Origin of the sequence: Micromonospora sp. SL1-18 (genome assembly GCF_047921505.1) — a bacterium.
GTDB lineage: Bacteria > Actinomycetota > Actinomycetes > Mycobacteriales > Micromonosporaceae > Micromonospora.
Map to the genome: position 1 here is coordinate 1 of NZ_JBLROA010000022.1, position 16,235 is coordinate 16,235.

General features: G+C 71.5%; 20 protein-coding genes. 12 read left to right on the forward strand and 8 right to left on the reverse strand.

Going from position 1 to position 16,235, the window contains the following annotated elements:
- Positions 1–239: 239 nt before the first annotated feature.
- Complete coding sequence (locus ACNAW0_RS13235) at positions 240–479, forward strand: GntR family transcriptional regulator (RefSeq protein ID WP_416288119.1); 240 nt, start codon at positions 240–242, stop codon at positions 477–479.
- A gap of 63 nt (positions 480–542) precedes the next feature.
- Positions 543–1,607 (forward strand): suppressor of fused domain protein, encoded by a 1,065-nt coding sequence (locus tag ACNAW0_RS13240; protein WP_416288120.1) that lies wholly within the window; start codon positions 543–545, stop codon positions 1,605–1,607.
- A 5-nt stretch (positions 1,608–1,612) separates the two neighbouring features.
- Here ACNAW0_RS13240 and ACNAW0_RS13245 read toward each other — a convergent pair whose 3' ends face one another.
- Positions 1,613–1,990: a nuclear transport factor 2 family protein gene (locus tag ACNAW0_RS13245; protein ID WP_416288121.1), complete on the reverse strand. Its 378-nt coding sequence runs from the start codon at positions 1,988–1,990 to the stop codon at positions 1,613–1,615.
- 59 nt (positions 1,991–2,049) lie between these two features.
- Positions 2,050–3,249, reverse strand: coding sequence for an FAD-dependent oxidoreductase (locus ACNAW0_RS13250; RefSeq protein ID WP_416288122.1), 1,200 nt, complete (start codon positions 3,247–3,249; stop codon positions 2,050–2,052).
- 93 nt (positions 3,250–3,342) lie between these two features.
- Between ACNAW0_RS13250 and ACNAW0_RS13255 the strand changes: the two genes are divergently transcribed.
- On the forward strand, positions 3,343–4,002 hold the full coding sequence (locus ACNAW0_RS13255) for a TetR/AcrR family transcriptional regulator (RefSeq protein WP_416288123.1): 660 nt from the start codon (positions 3,343–3,345) through the stop codon (positions 4,000–4,002).
- A 67-nt stretch (positions 4,003–4,069) separates the two neighbouring features.
- On the opposite strand, the gene ACNAW0_RS13260 is transcribed toward ACNAW0_RS13255, so the two are convergent.
- Positions 4,070–4,486: a hypothetical protein gene (locus ACNAW0_RS13260; RefSeq protein ID WP_416288124.1), complete on the reverse strand. Its 417-nt coding sequence runs from the start codon at positions 4,484–4,486 to the stop codon at positions 4,070–4,072.
- The gene (locus ACNAW0_RS13265; protein ID WP_416288125.1) at positions 4,483–4,704 is read right to left on the reverse strand and encodes a type II toxin-antitoxin system VapB family antitoxin; all 222 of its coding nucleotides are present in this window, start codon (positions 4,702–4,704) and stop codon (positions 4,483–4,485) included. The genes ACNAW0_RS13260 and ACNAW0_RS13265 overlap by 4 nt, the downstream gene beginning before the upstream one ends.
- A 188-nt stretch (positions 4,705–4,892) precedes the next feature.
- Here ACNAW0_RS13265 and ACNAW0_RS13270 point away from each other — a divergent pair, with 188 nt between their 5' ends.
- Positions 4,893–5,789 carry a phosphotransferase enzyme family protein gene (locus tag ACNAW0_RS13270; protein ID WP_416288126.1) on the forward strand — a complete coding sequence of 299 codons (897 nt, stop codon included), beginning with the start codon at positions 4,893–4,895 and terminating at the stop codon, positions 5,787–5,789.
- 24 nt (positions 5,790–5,813) lie between these two features.
- On the opposite strand, the gene ACNAW0_RS13275 is transcribed toward ACNAW0_RS13270, so the two are convergent.
- Positions 5,814–6,428 (reverse strand): dihydrofolate reductase family protein, encoded by a 615-nt coding sequence (locus ACNAW0_RS13275; RefSeq protein WP_416288127.1) that lies wholly within the window; start codon positions 6,426–6,428, stop codon positions 5,814–5,816.
- 215 nt (positions 6,429–6,643) lie between these two features.
- Between ACNAW0_RS13275 and ACNAW0_RS13280 the strand changes: the two genes are divergently transcribed.
- The 8 genes from ACNAW0_RS13280 to ACNAW0_RS13315 all read left to right on the forward strand — a co-directional run bounded on the left by ACNAW0_RS13280 (position 6,644) and on the right by ACNAW0_RS13315 (position 13,152).
- Complete coding sequence (locus ACNAW0_RS13280; protein WP_416288128.1) at positions 6,644–7,069, forward strand: septum formation family protein; 426 nt, start codon at positions 6,644–6,646, stop codon at positions 7,067–7,069.
- Positions 7,017–7,535, forward strand: a complete 519-nt coding sequence (locus ACNAW0_RS13285; RefSeq protein WP_416288129.1) for a septum formation family protein — start codon at positions 7,017–7,019, stop codon at positions 7,533–7,535. The genes ACNAW0_RS13280 and ACNAW0_RS13285 overlap by 53 nt, the downstream gene beginning before the upstream one ends.
- Before the next feature lie 90 nt (positions 7,536–7,625).
- Positions 7,626–8,426: a class I SAM-dependent methyltransferase gene (locus ACNAW0_RS13290; protein WP_416288130.1), complete on the forward strand. Its 801-nt coding sequence runs from the start codon at positions 7,626–7,628 to the stop codon at positions 8,424–8,426.
- A gap of 136 nt (positions 8,427–8,562) precedes the next feature.
- Positions 8,563–9,741 (forward strand): sensor histidine kinase, encoded by a 1,179-nt coding sequence (locus tag ACNAW0_RS13295; RefSeq protein ID WP_416288131.1) that lies wholly within the window; start codon positions 8,563–8,565, stop codon positions 9,739–9,741.
- Complete coding sequence (locus ACNAW0_RS13300; protein ID WP_416288132.1) at positions 9,731–10,894, forward strand: hypothetical protein; 1,164 nt, start codon at positions 9,731–9,733, stop codon at positions 10,892–10,894. Before ACNAW0_RS13295 ends, ACNAW0_RS13300 begins: the two co-directional genes overlap by 11 nt.
- Positions 10,864–11,580 carry a response regulator gene (locus ACNAW0_RS13305; RefSeq protein ID WP_416288133.1) on the forward strand — a complete coding sequence of 239 codons (717 nt, stop codon included), beginning with the start codon at positions 10,864–10,866 and terminating at the stop codon, positions 11,578–11,580. The genes ACNAW0_RS13300 and ACNAW0_RS13305 overlap by 31 nt, the downstream gene beginning before the upstream one ends.
- A 74-nt stretch (positions 11,581–11,654) precedes the next feature.
- Positions 11,655–12,395 carry a hypothetical protein gene (locus ACNAW0_RS13310; protein ID WP_416288198.1) on the forward strand — a complete coding sequence of 247 codons (741 nt, stop codon included), beginning with the start codon at positions 11,655–11,657 and terminating at the stop codon, positions 12,393–12,395.
- 109 nt (positions 12,396–12,504) lie between these two features.
- Positions 12,505–13,152 carry an alpha/beta hydrolase gene (locus ACNAW0_RS13315; RefSeq protein WP_416288134.1) on the forward strand — a complete coding sequence of 216 codons (648 nt, stop codon included), beginning with the start codon at positions 12,505–12,507 and terminating at the stop codon, positions 13,150–13,152.
- A gap of 12 nt (positions 13,153–13,164) precedes the next feature.
- Here the strand turns inward: ACNAW0_RS13315 and ACNAW0_RS13320 are convergent, their stop codons facing one another.
- The 3 genes from ACNAW0_RS13320 to ACNAW0_RS13330 all read right to left on the reverse strand — a co-directional run bounded on the left by ACNAW0_RS13320 (position 13,165) and on the right by ACNAW0_RS13330 (position 16,198).
- Positions 13,165–15,219 carry a glycogen debranching N-terminal domain-containing protein gene (locus tag ACNAW0_RS13320; protein WP_416288135.1) on the reverse strand — a complete coding sequence of 685 codons (2,055 nt, stop codon included), beginning with the start codon at positions 15,217–15,219 and terminating at the stop codon, positions 13,165–13,167.
- On the reverse strand, positions 15,219–15,590 hold the full coding sequence (locus ACNAW0_RS13325) for an SCP2 sterol-binding domain-containing protein (protein WP_416288136.1): 372 nt from the start codon (positions 15,588–15,590) through the stop codon (positions 15,219–15,221). Before ACNAW0_RS13325 ends, ACNAW0_RS13320 begins: the two co-directional genes overlap by 1 nt.
- A 191-nt stretch (positions 15,591–15,781) precedes the next feature.
- A complete protein-coding gene (locus tag ACNAW0_RS13330; protein WP_416288137.1) occupies positions 15,782–16,198 on the reverse strand; it encodes a CBS domain-containing protein in 417 nt (138 codons plus the stop codon).
- Between the last annotated feature and the right edge of the window lie 37 nt (positions 16,199–16,235).

Below are 16,235 nucleotides of genomic sequence, written 5' to 3' on the forward strand. Positions count from 1 at the left end.
TGAGTGACCGCCTCTGGGCTGAGCGCTCCCGAACGGTTCCGATAGAGGGTTGCCGGCCCCGTCAGGTCGGCAGGTCGCCTCCGCCCGATCCACCGGTTCCGCGCCCACCTACGCCACTTCCACAACATCCGTACCTCCCTTTGTTCCGGCCTCGTCATCAACCGTAGACCTGTACGTCTATAGACGTCTAGTACGTACCGCAAGTCTAGGCCGTCCAGAACGTCAAAGAGGGTGGTGTCATGGTCGATCCGCTGTCGCCGACACCGCTGTACGTCCAGGTCGCCGATCTCGTGGCGAAGCGCATCGCGGACGGCGAATTGGCGCCACTTCGCCCGATCCCGAGCGAGTCCCAGCTACAGCAGGAGTACGGCGTAGCTCGGGGCACAGTCCGGCAGGCGGTGCGCCTACTGCGGGAGCGCGGGCTGGTGATGACGGTCCCGCAGCGGGGCACTTACGTCGCCGAGAAGCCCGGGCAGTAGCTGCGGGCAAACGCGCGTCCACCCGTCCTTCCGGTCGGGGAGGTTCCCGTACAGTCGCCCGTCATGGTCGACAACGACGATGCCGCACCCGGCTGGGACGCGATCGACGCCGCCCTCGCCCCGCTCTATCCAGGCATCGAGCCGAAGCACTATGGCACGCTGCTGAAGTGGCGCCTGGGCGGGCCCGACCCGCTGGACGGCATCAGCGCGTACCGGCGCGCCGACCACTGGCACCTGGTCAGCTACGGCATGTCCGAGCTGTACGCGAAGGAGTCCGATGACGCCGAGGAGTCGGGCTGGGGCTTCGAGTTCACCTTTCGCGTCGCCCGCTCGGCCACCGAGAACGACCCACCGATCTGGGCGCTGAACTTCCTCCAGAACCTCGCCCGGTACGTGTTCGCCTCCGGCAACCCGTTCGCTTCGGGGCACCACATCGACCTGAACGGCCCGATCTCCGACGCGTCGCCGGAGACGGCCATCCGGGCGGCGGTGTTCGCCGAGGACCCGGAACTCGGTGCCATCGACACCCCGCACGGGCGCCTGCGATTCCTCCAGGTGGTCGGGCTGGCCCTCGACGAGTACGCGGCGATCGAACGCTGGAACGCCGAGGGACTGCTGGCCGCGCTGGCGCCGACGCTTCCGCTGCTCGTCACCGATCTGGACCGCACCAGCCTGACCGACGACCCCGCCGTGACCGCAGCGGTCGAGGACGGTACCCGGCGGGAGGGCTCCGCCACCGGCTCCCTCTTCGTACAGGAGGCGGGCTGGCGTACGGATCGAAGTGGCTGGGTGCGGACGAAGCAGACCACCACGCTGACGTTCGGGGCCAGCGCGGCGGCCCGCATCGGGCGAGTCCTGCATGCTCGGCTGCCGTTCGGCCGTGACCTCCTGGTCGAGGCGCACGACGGCGGCATCGGGTTCCGCCCTGGCGTTGAGGTCAGCGTCCGCGAGGTCGGCGGTGGCATGTTGGAGGTCGAGGTTCCGCCGGCCCTGCTCGACGAGCTGACCGAGGTGCTGCGCCCGGTGACGGGGAGCCACCACCTGGCGAGCGCACCGGAGCTGGCCGTTGAAATCGTCCAGTCCCGGATCCGGGACCAAGAGGGCAACGTCGTCGCCGAGATGGGCTGAGTCGGTCACACCCGCTGCACATAGGCAGCCCGCCACTCTGGCGACGGGTCCGAGCCCAGACACGTCCAGTACTCCCGACCGTCAACGATCTTTCCGTCCCGCACCTTCCAGAACGACGCCACCCGGTGTACCCCCATCGTGTCGTGAGGGACTTCCACCTCGGACACCACCACCTCGCCGTCTGCCACGATCCGGAGCACTTTGATCGCCCACCCCTCCGGATACTCCGCGTTGATCCTCACGTAGTTCTCGCGACCCACGATCCGCTCGGCGCTGACCGGCCACTCCACCACCAGGTCATCAGCCAGCAACTCGCCGAGCCCTGCCCAGTCACGGGCCTGCATGCGATCCCACAACTCCTGAACGATCTTCGCCGGTTCCATGAGCGCATCCTGACAGGGCCCGCTGACATAACCCGCCCGAGCGCGGTCCTACAGCCACCTCACCGCACGTGCTCGGGGCGTACGCCGATGCCGGCCAGCCGGGCGGGGAGGGCCTGCAGCGTTGGGAACCGCTTCAGCAGGCGGATCGGTGCCGGGGCCTCGATCCGGCCGGTGGCGTGCAGCAGCGGGTCGACGATGCGCCGCTGCGCGGCGCGCTGGACGTTCTGGGTCACCACTGCCGGGAAGCGCCGGCGCTTCTGCACCGCGGCGAGGTCCGCGTCGGTCACCGGCTGTCCGGCGGAGAGCTTCGGGCCGAGGATCCGGGCGGTCGCGGCGGCGTCCTGAACGGCCAGGTTGATGCCGACGCCGCCGATCGGGGACATGGCGTGCGCGGCGTCGCCGATGAGCAGTGCGCCGGGTACGTGCCACCGCTCCAGCCGGTTGACCTTCACCGTCAGCAGCTTGACGTCGTCCCAGGTGGCGAGCTCGCCGACCCGGTCGGCGAGGACCGGGTGTCGCCGCGCCACCCGCTCCCGCAGCGCTTCCAGGCCGGCCGCGCGGATCTCGTCGTAGCCACCCTTGGCGATGAGGTACGCGCACTGGTAGTAGTCGCCGCGGTCGACGGCGAGCATCAGCCCTCCGGAGCCGATCCGCATCGCCAGGCCGTCGCCGTCCGTGGGCCGGCGCGAGATCCGGAACCACAGCACGTCCATGGGCGCGCCGTAGTCGACCGGCCGCAGGCCGAGCTCCCGGCGTACCACCGAATCGCGGCCGTCGCAGGCGACGGTGAGCGAGGCCTGGATCTCCAGCTCACCCTCCGGGCCCACGGCCCGCACGCCCGCGACGGCGCCGGACGCATCGCGGAGCAGGCCGGTCACGGTGGTGGAGCGGAGCAGCGTGAAGGCCGGGAACTTCGCCGCCTCGGTCGCGAGCATTTCCAGGAAATCCCATTGGGGTACGAAGTACACGTAGTTGTGCGGCGCCGGCAGGCGCGTGAAGTCCGCGATCGGGTAGGTGCCATCGTCGAAGGTGGCGTACAGCCCACGGGCCTTGCGCCCGGGCAGTGCCGCCATCCGTTCGCCGAGCCCGATCTCGTCGAGCATGTCCAGTGTGGAGGGGTGAACCGTGTCGCCACGGAAGTCCCGGAGGAAGTCCGCGTGCTTCTCCAGCACCGTGACCTCCACCCCCTGCCGGGCGAGCAGCAGCCCGAGGACGAGACCCGCGGGCCCGCCGCCGACGACACAGACGCTGGTCTTCATGAGAGCCCTCCCAATCGCCACTGTCGTTGCTTTTATCAGCCTGACATGATGGGGTGCGTAACGCAACAGCCGGTGCGATAGAGGAGGTGTCCGATGTCCGTCGGGCAGCGACCGGGCGGGCGCAGCGCCCGCGTCCGGGCGGCGGTTCTCACGGCCGCCCGGGGCCTCCTCGTCGACGGGTACGCCGAGCTGACCGTCGACCGGATCGCCCAGGCGGCCGGCGTCAACAAGACGTCGATCTACCGCCGGTGGACCGACCTGGAAGGCGTCCTCGGCGATCTGCTCAGCGAGTACGCCAGTGAGGTCGTCCCGATCCCGGACACCGGCAACCTCGACACCGACCTCGAAGAACTGGCGTTGCTGATCCGGCGCGGCATGACCGGCGAACCCGGCGAGCTGGTCACGGCCCTGGCCGCGGCCGCGCCCCGCAACCCACGCGCCGCGCAGATCGTCCGCGGCTTCTTCGCCGAACGGTTCGGACTCGCCACGGCCGTCATCGACCACGCAGTCGCCCGCGGCGAGCTACCCCAAGACACCGACGCCCGGGCCGCGATCGAAGTCCTGGGCGCGCCCTTCTTCCTGCGGCTGCTCGTCATCGACGAGCCCATCGACGAGGAGTTCGCCCGGCGTACGGCGGCCGCGGCCGCCGCAGCCCTCCGCGCCGGAGTCTTCAGCCCCCCCGCGCGGGCCTCGTCCCGCCCCGGGCGCCAGTGCGATACTCCCCGCCAGCTGACACAGACGTCGCCGCGCTGAGATCAGCCGGCAATGCCCGCATCGATTCGCCTGCTGTCCGCACCCGGCGCATTTACCTCAGCGGCCTCTAGCCGGGGAGTGTCTGCACCCGTCGCTCGGCGAGATCCGGCAGGTGTCGTGCGGCGGTAACAAAATCGTTGTCGTCATGCAGGACCACGAGCCCACGGATGGCCGCACATGCGCAGACCAGGAGATCCACGCAGGACAGCGCTCGATGCGCCCCGGCCCGCAGTAGCCGGTATTGAGCCAACTCTACCCATTGCCACGCCGTCTTCGGGACCGCGACATCGGGATACAGATCAACGAACATCTCGTTCATCTGCTCGTACTCATCAAGGCTGCGAGCCGAGCGCCGAAACTCGGTGCGCTGCGGCTGGCAGGACCCGATCGCGTGGTCGGAGATCACGTCTGCCCAGGCTGCCCGCACGGCCGGCTCACGCAGCAGACGCCAGAGGGCCGACGAGTCGGCCAGGTATCGAATCACGCAGCCTGCGCTTTGCTCGCCGCGCGCATTTCCTGCCAGCCCTCGTAATCCCAGCCTTGCGCGACCGCCGCGTAGTGATCAAGCGCCGCGATGCGGCGATGCCGAGCCGCGTACTCGCGCAATGCGAGGTTCACCGTTTCCTTCTTGCTCTTCGCGCCGGACAGCCGCATCGCCTCCGCGAGCGCGTCATCATCAAGATCAATCTGAGTCACGGCCATCGAAACTCCCGTGGGCATGTATGCGCTGCTCCAACATTGCCAACATATCACGGGCCAAGCGCGCCGCAGCCGCGTCGAAGGGCAGCGGGTCGAACTCGCTTCGGCCTGCGGGCACGTGAGCCTGGCGGGCGGCGCAAGGCACCAGAAGTCGGTCGCCAGTTGCGGCCACCGCTGCTTGACTTCAGCGGGTGATCGCTGAGGAGAAGCTGCGATCGTGTCTGGCAGACGCGTGGGGCGTTGCTGACGCGACGGTGGAGACGCACAACGGTGGCATGAACTCGGCGACCTGGTTCATCGCCGCCGGGGACGAAAGTTGGGTCGCCAAGGCGGTCGTGCCGGCTTCGCGACGATCCTTCCTGGGCGGCCTCACCGTCGCCGGCCACATCGAGGCAGCGGGAATCCCGGCGGGCGCCCCGATAGCGACCAGGCAGGGGAAGATCGCCACGGACATCGAGGGAACTCCGCTCGCGCTACTGCGCCGGGTTGACGGGGACGAACTGTCCGGCGACACCCCTGATGGGCAGCGGTTGATCGGTCAGACTCTCGGCCGGGTGCACGAGGTGCTCCGGGATGTGTCGGTCGATCCCGCTGATCGATTTCATTGGGTCGATGTCCAGGCTGCGCATCTGGCGGTCCGTCCCTGGGTCCGGCCCGCGGTTGCCGCCGCTGTGGCGGCGTACGACGCTCTTGGTTCGTCGGCTCTCTCCTGGGGCCTGTTGCACACCGATCCTGCCCCGGAGGCCTTCCGGCTGGATCGTCGGACTGGGATCTGCGGCCTGATCGACTGGAGCGTGGCGATCACCGGTCCGCTGCTCTACGACCTTGCCTCGGCGGTGATGTACGTCGGCGGCCCACAGCGGGCAGGCTGCCTGATCGAGGCATATCTGACAAGCGGAACCGTCAGGCGGGCCGAGGTGGAGCACGGGTTGCTGACCATGTTGCGGTTCCGCTGGGCGGTGCAGGCCGACTACTTCGCCCGCCGCCTGGCCATCGGTGATCTGACCGGCCTCACGAGCAATGAGGGAAACGAAAAGGGCTTGGAAGATGCACGCCAGCAGCTGAGCCACGCTCAGCCGAACCCGTGACCCCAGCCGCCGGTCCGCGCGTTGTCAGCCCTGCACTGCGCCGAAGGTGGGTGCGCCGGCGCTGTCGTAGGTCAGCATCGTCACCCCGCTGGCCGAGGTGCGGGTGTCGGTCAGCCGCAGGCCGGCCGGCGGCACCCCGTCGGCGAAGAGCCGCTGTCCGCGCCCCAGGACCACGGGGAAGAGCAACAGGTGGTACGTGTCGATCAGGCCCTCGCGCATCAGCGAGCGGGCGAGCGCGCCGCTGCCGTGCACCTGGAGCTCGCGGCCGGGGCGATTCTTCAGCTCGGTGATCGCGGTGACCAGGTCGCCGTCGAGGCGCTGCGTCCCTGACCAGGTCAGCTCGTCCGTCCGGTTGGTGGCGACGTACTTGGGCAGCCGGTTGAGCGGGTTGTCGGGCCCACCCTCGGCGGGGTCGGTGACGTGGGGCCAGTAGGCGGCCATGATGTCGTAGGTGCGGCGGCCGAGCAGGAGGGCGTCGGCCCGGTCGAGGATCTCGCCCATGTACCCGCCGACGGTCTCGTCGAAGTGCGGCGGCAGCCACCCGCCGAGGTCGAACCCACCGCTGCGGTCCTCGTCGGGCCCACCGGGGGCCTGCATGACGCCGTCCAGGGTCAGGAACGTGGTGATCGTGAGTCGCATGATTGCTGCCCTCCTCGGTGGCCGGCCCCGCGCCGGCTCTCACCGTGCCGACGGCCGGGGTGCGACCGATTCGACAGCTCCAGCGGAGTTTGTGACCCGGCCCACATTAGCGGGATGGACGCACGGCATGGTGCGGGCACCATGATCGGGCGAACCGCGGCAGGCCACGTTGTCGGCGTACGTGCCGTATGCTGCGCCCCGCACCGGGAGGTGACATGCGACGGTGGTACGGGCTGGCGGCGGTGGCCGCCGTGATCGTGGTGGCGACGAGCGGGTGTGGGACGCCGGCCGGACTTGACGGTGACCTGACCAACGACTGGCCCCCGCTCGGCCGGGCCGAGCAGTTCGCCCCGAAGGCGGGCGACTGCCACCTGAGCGTCGACAAGAGCAGCTACCTGACCAGCTACCAGCCGGTCGACTGCGGGCGGGCGCACATGGTGGAGACCATCCATCTGGGCACGTTCACCGGTTCGCTCGCCGACCGGCCCACCCCGCCGCCGGCCGGTGCCGCGTTCGATGAGTGTGACGCCAGGGCGACGGCGTTCGTCGGCGGTGACTGGCGGGGGCGCCCGCCTGACGGTCCAGGCCGTGCCGCCGTCGCCCAACGGCTGGACGGGTGGCGCGCGCTGGTTCCGGTGTGACGTGTTCGAGCTGGACGACACGGCGGACGGCGGCACCTACCGGATCCACCCCTACGACAAGTCGATCGAGCGCACCGGCAGCCTGCGGGACGCGCTGAAGGGGTCGTCACCGCTGGCGTACGGCTGCCTGAACGAGGATGGGTGGGGCAACTTCCAGCAGATTGCCTGCACCAAGGCCCACGAGTTCGAGTACGTCGGCTCGTGGAAAGCACCGGACGGCCGGTACGCGGATGCCGACCGGGACGAGGATGCCATCCACGCGAAGTGTCGGACCCTCGTCGCCCGGTACGCGACGGTCCCGGTCGACGGCATGCTCCGCTACCGCACCGGCACCTCGTACCGGCTGCCGTCGGAGGAGGCATGGGCCCGGGGCGACCGGGGGATCCGCTGCTTCCACTGGTCGAGCGGCAAGAAGCTGACCCGCTCGATCAAGGGTGGCGGCACCAAGCTGCTGCCGGTCAACTGACCGGCGTCGTATGCCATGTTCGCAGAGTAGGGAGACGCCCAATTCGGAAACCCGGATGACCTCCCCGACATCGTCGTCGACCATCGACGAATGCCACAGCATCGACCGGCCGAGCCGGACATCCGGCGCTACTACACCGAGGTCTTCGCCGAGGCGGACCGGCTGCACCGCAAGCCGCAGGGGCGCCTGGAGGCGAGGCGTACCCGGGATCTGCTCACCCGCGTGCTGCCCGCGCCTCCCGCGGCGGTGCTCGACGTGGGCGGCGGCCCCGGCGCGTACGCGGGGTGGCTCGCCGGGGCCGGCTACCGGGTGCACCTGGTCGACCTGGTACCCGCGCACGTGGCCGCCGCCCGGGCGGCGTACCCGGAGGTGGCGGCGACCGTCGGCGACGCCCGCGACCTGCCGCTGCGCGACGACTCCGCCGACGCGACGCTGCTGCTCGGCCCGCTCTACCACCTGCCCGAGCGGGCGGACCGGGTGGCCGCTCTACGCGAGGCGGCCCGGCTGACCCGGCCCGGTGGCCCGGTGGTCGCGGCGGTGATCAGCCGCAACGCCGCTCTGATGGACCTGACGGCGCAGGGCCTGTTGGACGAGCACAGTCGACCGCTCCTGCTCGGGGCGTACGCCACCGGGGTCAACGACCCGGAGACCGGCTTCACCACCGCGTACTTCCACCGGCCCGAGCAGGTGGTGGCGGAGTTCACGGCTGCCGGGCTCCCCGCGCCCCGACTGTACGGGGTGGAGGGTCCCCTCTGGCCGTTGCTGGACGCGCTGGACACCGGCCCGGACGACCGGCTCTTCCACGACGCGGTGGCCTGCGCGGCAACGTTTGAGCAGGACCCGGCGGTGCTCGGAGCCAGCGCGCACCTGCTTGCTGTCGCATCGGCCTGAGCCACCAGGACATGGATCGACACAGCGACCCACCGCATACCGAGGGTGACCGGCCGCGGCCTGCCATGTTATTCTCCGGCGTCGATCTCAGGCCGCACGGACCCGATCGGGTCGCTGCCGGAAGGACCCTCCCCCGATGCCGGTCGTCGCCGCCACGACCTCGCCGCCGACCCCGCTGGACCGGCCGGGCGGCAGCGCGTTCACCCTCGTCTTCACCAACCTGCCGGCGCTGCTCCGGCTGACCTGCGGCATGGTCGGCGCGGTGGTGGCATTGACGGTCCGCACCCCACCGGTCCGGGTCGAGCTGCTGGTGCCGGCAGTCGCCGTGCTGACCGCCTGGTCCGTCTGGTACGCCGTCCGCGCGCTGCGGCACGGGGCCACCGGCCCGATGGTGGCGGGCGACGTCGCGCTCACCACCGCGACCGGGCTGGCGATCCCGTGGCTGGTAGCGCCGGAGGTGCTGCCGGGTGAGGGGAGCTGGATCGCGGTGCTCGCCAGCACCACCGTGATCAACGCGCAGGCCACCGCCCCGGCCCGCTGGTCGGTCCCGGCCGGGTTGCTGGTCACCGTCGGCTACGCGGCCGGCGCGACCGCCGCCGGCAACCCGGTCGAGGCGCGGGCGCACGCGATGACACTGCTGGTGCAGACCGGCATCACGGCGGTGCTGACCGGGGTGATGCGGCGCCGGATCGGCCGCGCCGACGCCGGCTTCGCCGGCTACCAGCGGTTGGCCCGAAAGGCAGTGGTGGCGCGTGCCGCCCGGGAGGCCGAGCGGCGGCAGAACCGGGATCTGCACGACACCGTCCTCGGCACGCTGACCATGGTCGGGCTCGGCGCGGTCTCCGGCCCTTCGGCGACGCTGCGTGAGCGGTGCGCGGCGGACCTGCGTACCCTCGCCACCCTGGCCGACGCCAGGTCGGCGCCGGCGATCGGTCCGGTGGCGCTGGACGACCGACTGCGGGCGGCCCTGGCCCGGCTGCCCGAGCTGCCGGTGGCCGCGACGCTCGCGCCGTGCGTGGTGCCGGCGGAGGTCGCCGGGGCGCTGACCGACAGCGCCGCCGCCGCGCTGGCCAACGTGGTCCGGCACGCGCCGGGCGCCGCCGCCACGCTGCGCCTGGCCAGGGACGCGAGCACCGTCGTGGTCGAGGTGGCCGACGACGGCCCCGGCTTCGACCCGGCGAGCGTCCCCGCCCACCGGTATGGGCTGCGCGAGTCGATCATCGGACGGATGGCCACGGCGGGCGGCCGGGCAGAGGTGACTTCCGCCCCTGGCGCCGGCACTCGGATTCGGTTGGAGTGGACCGGTGTCGACTGACCTGGGCGCGGCGCTCGACGACGTCAACCGCCTGCCCGGCCGGGCGGCGAGCGCGGTGGCGAGCGCCTCCGACCGGGCCGCCCGGATCGGGGTGGTCACCATCGCGCTGGTCTGGCACCTGGCGATCGACCTGCCGGCGCTGGTCGACGCCGGGATGTCGCCCGCCGCTTCGGCGGTGGTCGCCGCGGCCTGGCTGGTGACCGCGGTGGTCGGGGTGGCCGCCGGCGTACGCCTGCTGCGCGGTGGCCTGCCGCCCGCCCGGCGCCTGGCGGCGGTGCTGCTGGTGGTCGACGCGGCGGTCTTCGCGGCGGTCGGCGGCGGGCAGTTGTTCGCCGCGGCGAACTGGGCATGGGGCGGCCTGGTCTGGTTCTTCCTGCTGGTGCTCTGGCGACGGCCGGTCTGGTGGCTGCTGGCGCTGCTGGGTGCACACGCGATGATCGCCCTCGCCGTGGTGCTCGCCTACGGTGCGACCGACTCGGCCGACCTCGCCCGCTACACGATGTACGTCTACGGCACGTCCTCGCTGCCCGTCGCCGTCTTCGTCGGCGGCACCGCGCTCGCCGCCCTGGCCTGGGACCGGGCCGGCACGGCGGCGGCGACGCTGGCGGTGGAGGCGGAACGGGTGGCGGCGGAGCAGGCCCGGGCGGAGCGGCAGGCGCGGCTCGCCCTGGTCAGCGGCACCGCCGAGGAGATGCTGGCCGCCCTCGCCGCCGGCGACGCCGACCCGGCCGACCCGGAGGTGCGCCGCCGCTGCGTACTGGCCGCGGCACGGCTGCGCCGGCTGATCGCCGAGTCGGACGACGTGCCCGATCCGCTGCTGCACGAGCTGCGGGCCGCCGCCGATCTGGCGGAACGCGACGGCCTGCCGATCGAGCTGGTCGCCGTCGGCGTCCCACCGGAGCTGCCCGTCGAGATCCGGCGGGGGCTGACGGAACCGCTCACCGCCGCGCTCGCCGACGCCCGGAGGTGGGCCCGGCTGACCGTGGTCGCCGGCCCGGACGAGGTGGTGGTCAGCCTGGTCACCCCCGACCACGACGGGCCGGACACGGCCGGCCCACCGGGCGCGGACGGCGGTGGGGACGGGCCGGTGGAACTCGAGCACGAGCGGGACGGGGAGATCAGATGGACGCAGACCCGGTGGCGCAGGACGTGACGGACGGACCGCCGATCGGTGTGGCGATCGTGGACGACCATCCGGTGGTGATCGACGGGGTACGTGCCTGGCTGGCCGACCAGCCGCGGCTGCGCGTACTCGCCACCGGGGACGATCCGGACGTGGTGCTGCGGGCCGCCCCGGAGGCCGAGGTGGTCCTCCTCGATCTGCGACTGCACGGGCGGATGATGATCGACAAGCTGGCCGAGCTGAGCGCCGCCGGACGGCGGGTGGTGGTCTACTCCGAGCACACCGACCCGACCACCATGCTCGCCGCGCTGGACGCGGGAGCGGTGGCGTTCCTCGCCAAGCACGAGGGGCGCGAGCACTGCGTGGCCACCGTGCTCGCCGCGGCGAGCGACCGCCCGTACGTGCCGCCGGCGCTGGCCGGGGCGATCGTCGGCGACCCTCGGCCGGACCGGCCGGCCCTGTCCGACAAGGAACGCGAAGCCCTGCTGCTGTGGTTCCAGTCGATGTCGAAGGCGTCGGTGGCCCGCCGGATGCGGATCAGCGAACACACGGTCAAGCAGTATGTGGACCGGGCGCGGATCAAGTACACCCGGGCGGGCCGACCGGCCGCCACCAAGGCGGCGCTGCTCGCCCGGGCGATCGAGGACGGACTCGTCCGGCCGGAAGAGATCGGCATCTACCGGTCACAGGCATCCACCGACCGGCCGACCCCCTAACGGGTGTCATGACAGCCGGCGTCGCGTCGGCCACGCTCGGATCATCGCCAGCCGTTTCCGGGGAGGTCGTGACCGTGCAGGAGGACGCCGCACCCTTCTTCATCGGGCCGCACCGCTTCGACGCGGACGACGCCACCCGTCCAGTGCTCGACCGCCGGTACGCGCTGGTCCCCGAACCGGGCGAGCGGGTGCTCGCCCAGCACCGGCTCGGCGTGGCCGGTCAGCTACTCGGCCCCACGGAGAGCGTCCGCGCCTGGGAGCTTTCCGCCCCGGCGGAGGTCACCGTGACCGACCGGCGGCTCGCCTACGCCTGCCCCGACGCCGAACTGTCCCTGGTCCCCGGGCGGGACGGCCGGACACACGCCCGGCACCGGCGCCCGGTCCGGCTGTCCCGCCTGGTCAGCGGGCAGATCCGCTGGCAGTGGCCGTCCCGGCTGGAGCTGGCCGACGGCCCGGACGGCGACCTCGAACTGCGGGTGGTCTGCGACGCCCTGCGGACCATCCGGCAGCCGACGCTCGCCCTCGCCGGCGCGGACGCGCTGATCATCGCGCTGGCCCGGCAGGTACGCCGCGCGGTGGCCGCGTTCCGGCTGGTCCGTCCCGAACTGGTGGACCTCTCCCCGCCGGAGCGGGACACGCTGCTGATCCGGGTCGGTGGCACGCCCGGCCCGGCCCGGGGTGCGGTGACCCTGCCGGGGTCCCTGCCGGTGGAGTTCCTCTCCCGGGACGACTACTACCGCCCGGCGCGGGATGTCATCCCGGCCCGGCCGCGGCAGGCGTTCCCGGCGCAGGGCCGGCCGGGCTCCGCCTGCTGACTCCCACGCGAGACGCCGTCCCGGCGATCACGGGCGGGTGCAGAAATTCCGCTCTGCCCTGAGCAGACCGGGGTCGCGGGCCAGCCAGATGTCCGGCGATCATGACCGGATGACCGAACGCGCTGTCCTGCTCTGGATCCACGGCGGCGGCTGGCGGGCCCGATACCACGAGGACGGTGCCGCGCTGGCACCGCTGGGGCTGCGGGTGGTCGCGGCGACCTACCGGTTCGTGGCCGAGGCGCGCTGGCCGGCCCAGCTCGACGATGTACGTGCGGCCGCGCGGGCGGCCCGAGCCGCGGCGGACGGGCTGCCGCTGCTGGTCGGGGGCGACTCGGCCGGCGGGATGCTGGCCCTGCACCTCGCCCTGCGCGGGGTGGACCGGCCGGGCGATGTCACGGCGGGGCTGGCGTACTGGGCGCCGCTCGACCCGCTGGACCCGCAGTACCGGCGGATGCGCGCCCACGACGACCCGTGGACGGACCTGCTCGGCCACCCGCCCGCCGCGGGTGATCCGGGCACCGTCGACGCCACAGTCGCGTCCCACCTCGGATCGGGCGTACCGGTGCTGTTGGTGCACGGGCGCGCGGACGCGGCGGTGCCGGCCGGGCAGTCGGTGGAGCTGAGCGGAAAATTGCTCGCCGCCGCTCACCCGGTGCACAGCTGGATCACCCACGGCGGGCACGCCCTCGACCTGGCCCGTCCGGACATCCGAGCCGTCACCGCCGCGTTCCTGGACACCGTCCTGCCGGCCGCCTGACCCGACTTTTCGTCAGGCGGCCAGGCTTTGCAGGTCGAGCCGGCCCCGGGCGAAGGCGTCCACCTTGCCCCACCGGCCCGGGATGTCCAGCACCTCGATCCGCCCCATGCCGACCGGCAGCCGCGGTTCGACGGACAGGTGCCCCTCGTGCGGCTCCAGCCCCAGCATGGTCCGGATCAGCAGCAGCGGCGTCCCCGTCGACCAGGCCTGCGGGCTACACGCCGTCGGATACTCCACGGGGAACTTGGTCAGCTCCCGGTGGTAGCCGCCGAACGCCTCCGGGAGCCGGCCGTCGAAGTACCGCGCCGCGTCCAGGATGCCGTTGGCGATGGTGGCGGCCTCCTCGGCGAACCCGTACCGGCGCAGACCCCAGGCGATGAAGGAGTTGTCGAACGGCCAGATGGTGCCGTTGTGGTAGCCGATCGGGTTGTAGCGCACCTCCCCCTCGGCCAGGGTGCGTACCCCCCAGCCGGAGAAGAGCCGCGGGCCGACGAGGTGCTCGGCGATCTTCGCCGCCCGTTCCTCGTCGACGATGCCGCTCCACAGCAGGTGCCCGATGTTGGAGCTGAGCACGTCGCACTGCCGGCCGTCGGGGTCCAGCCCGAGGGCGTAGAACTCGCCGTCCGCCACCCACCAGTCGCGGTTGAACCGCTCCTTGAGCGTGGCCGCCTCGCGTTCCAGTTGGTCGGCGTAGTCCGGGTCGTTCCAGAACTCCCGGGCCAGCCGGGCGGCCCGCATCTTCGCGTCGTACGCGTACCCCTGCACCTCACACGTGGCCCGCGGGAACGGCGGCAGCTTGCCGTCGGAGTACGAGATGGAGTCCCAGGAGTCCTTCCAGCACTGGTTCTCCAGGCCTGTGTCAGTGTTGCGCCGTTCGTACCAGATGTAGCCGTTACCGACCAGGTCCGCGTAGTCGTCGACCCACTTCAACGCCGCCCGGCACTCCTGTTCCAGCTCCTTGACCAGCGCGGCGTCGCCGCTCCACTTCTCGTACTCGTCGAGGAGCACCACGAACAGCGGCGTCGCGTCCACCGAGCCGTAGTACGGCGAGTGCGGCTGTTCCTCGAAGGCGGCCGTCTCGCCGTACCGCATCTCGTGCAGGATCCGGCCCGGGTCCTCGTCCCGGAAGTCGTCGAACCGGGTGCCCTGCAATGCGCCGAGGATCCGCAGCGTGGTCTTGGACAGCGCCGGCGCGAACGGCAGCGCCTGCAGACAGGTGAGGATGCTGTCCCGGCCGAACATGGTCATGAACCAGGGCAGGCCGGCCGCCGGGAGCGTCTGGCCGCCGAGGGAGATCGGCGAGAAGCGCAGCGCCGCCAGGTCGATCAGGCTGCGCCGGTACGTCGACGCCAACTCGCCGTGCTCGCTGTTGACCTTCGGCGCCCGCGCAATCCACTCCTCCAGGTCCTGGCGGATGAGCCGCTCGGTGCCGATCGGTATCCCGATGCGCAGGTCCCGGCCGCCCGGGCCGATCGCGGTGGTCCGCACGCCGATTTCGGTGTCCCACTGCTCGTTGGGTTCCAGGTGGATCGTCCAGGAGAACCCGTCGCGGTCGTACCTGGCCGGTACGGAGGCGGAGATGATCGTCTCCCGCCGGAAGTTGCCCCGCCGGTAGCCCAGCCGGAGCCGGTCCTCCTCGGCCTCGGAGTAGATCTCGCCCTTCTTGTTCACGATCTCGTCCTTCACCTGGAACAGGTCGGCGAAGTCCGAGCCGGCGTCCATTCGTACTTCCAGATCGACGGCCTTCTCGTCGTGGTTGAGGATGGTCAGCGTCTCCCGGAAGCTGCCGCACACCGCCCGCTCCCGGATGATCGACAGCTTCGCGTCGACGTAGTGCGTGGCCAGCCCCGGTACCAGGAAGAACCGGGCCTCGAAGTACTGCAGATCGTCGTACGACAGCGAGTTGAGCCGTTCCCCGTTGACGGTCAGCACCCACTTGGACAGGAACCGGGTGTCGATGGAGAAGAGACCGGTCGGCTCGCTCGGCGTCGCCTCGATGTCGCCGGTGTTCTCGGAGACCACGAACGTGTTTCCGTCGAGGATCCGGATCGTGTTGCTGCCCGCCATCAGTGCATCTCCCTCCGGAACGTGCGCCGCGGGCCCTGCGAGTCCGCCGGGCCGGGCAACAGCCGTTCGACCTGGAGCAGCAACCGCAGGTCACCCGCAACGGTCATGTCGCCGCGGAGCAGGGCCGCGATGGCGTTCTCCCGGCCCGCGACCAGCTCATCGAAGAGCCGCGGCGCGCTGCCCACGATCGTGTCGGCCTCACGGTCCTCCTGCCGGACCTGGAGGTTGCCCCGGTCGATCTGCAGCAGCCAGTGTGTCGTCTGCGCCCCTTCGCGCAGATCGAAGCGCAGGGTTCCACGGCTCTTCACCAACAGGGGTTCGAACCCCCGCCGGTCCAACTCCTCGAAGAACCTCGTGGTCGCGTCCACCATGCGGTCCACTCCTCCCGCGATCCGCGGCGTTCGACGTCGGAGGAGGGGTCCCCGCCGGGTACGGCGTCAACCTCGCCCGGATCGGGTTAGTCGCCGTCCGGCGGCGTACCCGGACGACTGGCGCGGGACGGGCCGGGACCACGCGAGCGCCGGCCCCCGGACGGGAGGCCGGCGTCACCGCGGCGGACGGGTCAGTTGTTGGGATCGTCGGCGCTGATGTCGGCGAGCACCGACTGGGGTTCCCGCTCGACGGCAAGGTCACCCATCGAGATCAGCCCGATCAGGCGGCCGTCGTCGATCACCGGCAGCCGGCGCACCGCGTACGTCCGCATCAGGTCGGCGGCGGCCACCGCGTCGTCGTACTGGCTCACCGTCACCACGTCCTTGCTGGTGATCTGGTTGAGCAACGTCGTGTTGGGGTCCAGGTTCTCGGCCACGCCGCGGACCGTGATGTCCCGGTCCGTCACGATGCCGACCACGTTGTCGCCGTCGGTCACCACCACATCGCCGATGGCTTTGTCCCGCATCTCCTGAGCGGCGGCGGTGAGGGTGTCGTTGCCGTCCATCGTCACCAACCGGGTCGTCATGAACTCTCCGACCGTTGTCATGGTGCTCCCCTCTCGGTGTCGGCACGCACCGCCGTCT

Coding starts and splice junctions, on each gene's coding strand:
- ACNAW0_RS13235 (WP_416288119.1), top strand. CDS start 240: ATGGTCGATCCGCTGTCGCCGACACCGCTGTACGTCCAGGTCGCCGAT.
- ACNAW0_RS13240 (WP_416288120.1), top strand. CDS start 543: ATGGTCGACAACGACGATGCCGCACCCGGCTGGGACGCGATCGACGCC.
- ACNAW0_RS13245 (WP_416288121.1), bottom strand. CDS start 1,990: ATGGAACCGGCGAAGATCGTTCAGGAGTTGTGGGATCGCATGCAGGCC.
- ACNAW0_RS13250 (WP_416288122.1), bottom strand. CDS start 3,249: ATGAAGACCAGCGTCTGTGTCGTCGGCGGCGGGCCCGCGGGTCTCGTC.
- ACNAW0_RS13255 (WP_416288123.1), top strand. CDS start 3,343: ATGTCCGTCGGGCAGCGACCGGGCGGGCGCAGCGCCCGCGTCCGGGCG.
- ACNAW0_RS13265 (WP_416288125.1), bottom strand. CDS start 4,704: ATGGCCGTGACTCAGATTGATCTTGATGATGACGCGCTCGCGGAGGCG.
- ACNAW0_RS13275 (WP_416288127.1), bottom strand. CDS start 6,428: ATGCGACTCACGATCACCACGTTCCTGACCCTGGACGGCGTCATGCAG.
- ACNAW0_RS13280 (WP_416288128.1), top strand. CDS start 6,644: ATGCGACGGTGGTACGGGCTGGCGGCGGTGGCCGCCGTGATCGTGGTG.
- ACNAW0_RS13290 (WP_416288130.1), top strand. CDS start 7,626: ATGCCACAGCATCGACCGGCCGAGCCGGACATCCGGCGCTACTACACC.
- ACNAW0_RS13295 (WP_416288131.1), top strand. CDS start 8,563: ATGCCGGTCGTCGCCGCCACGACCTCGCCGCCGACCCCGCTGGACCGG.
- ACNAW0_RS13305 (WP_416288133.1), top strand. CDS start 10,864: ATGGACGCAGACCCGGTGGCGCAGGACGTGACGGACGGACCGCCGATC.
- ACNAW0_RS13315 (WP_416288134.1), top strand. CDS start 12,505: ATGACCGAACGCGCTGTCCTGCTCTGGATCCACGGCGGCGGCTGGCGG.
- ACNAW0_RS13320 (WP_416288135.1), bottom strand. CDS start 15,219: ATGGCGGGCAGCAACACGATCCGGATCCTCGACGGAAACACGTTCGTG.
- ACNAW0_RS13325 (WP_416288136.1), bottom strand. CDS start 15,590: ATGGTGGACGCGACCACGAGGTTCTTCGAGGAGTTGGACCGGCGGGGG.
- ACNAW0_RS13330 (WP_416288137.1), bottom strand. CDS start 16,198: ATGACAACGGTCGGAGAGTTCATGACGACCCGGTTGGTGACGATGGAC.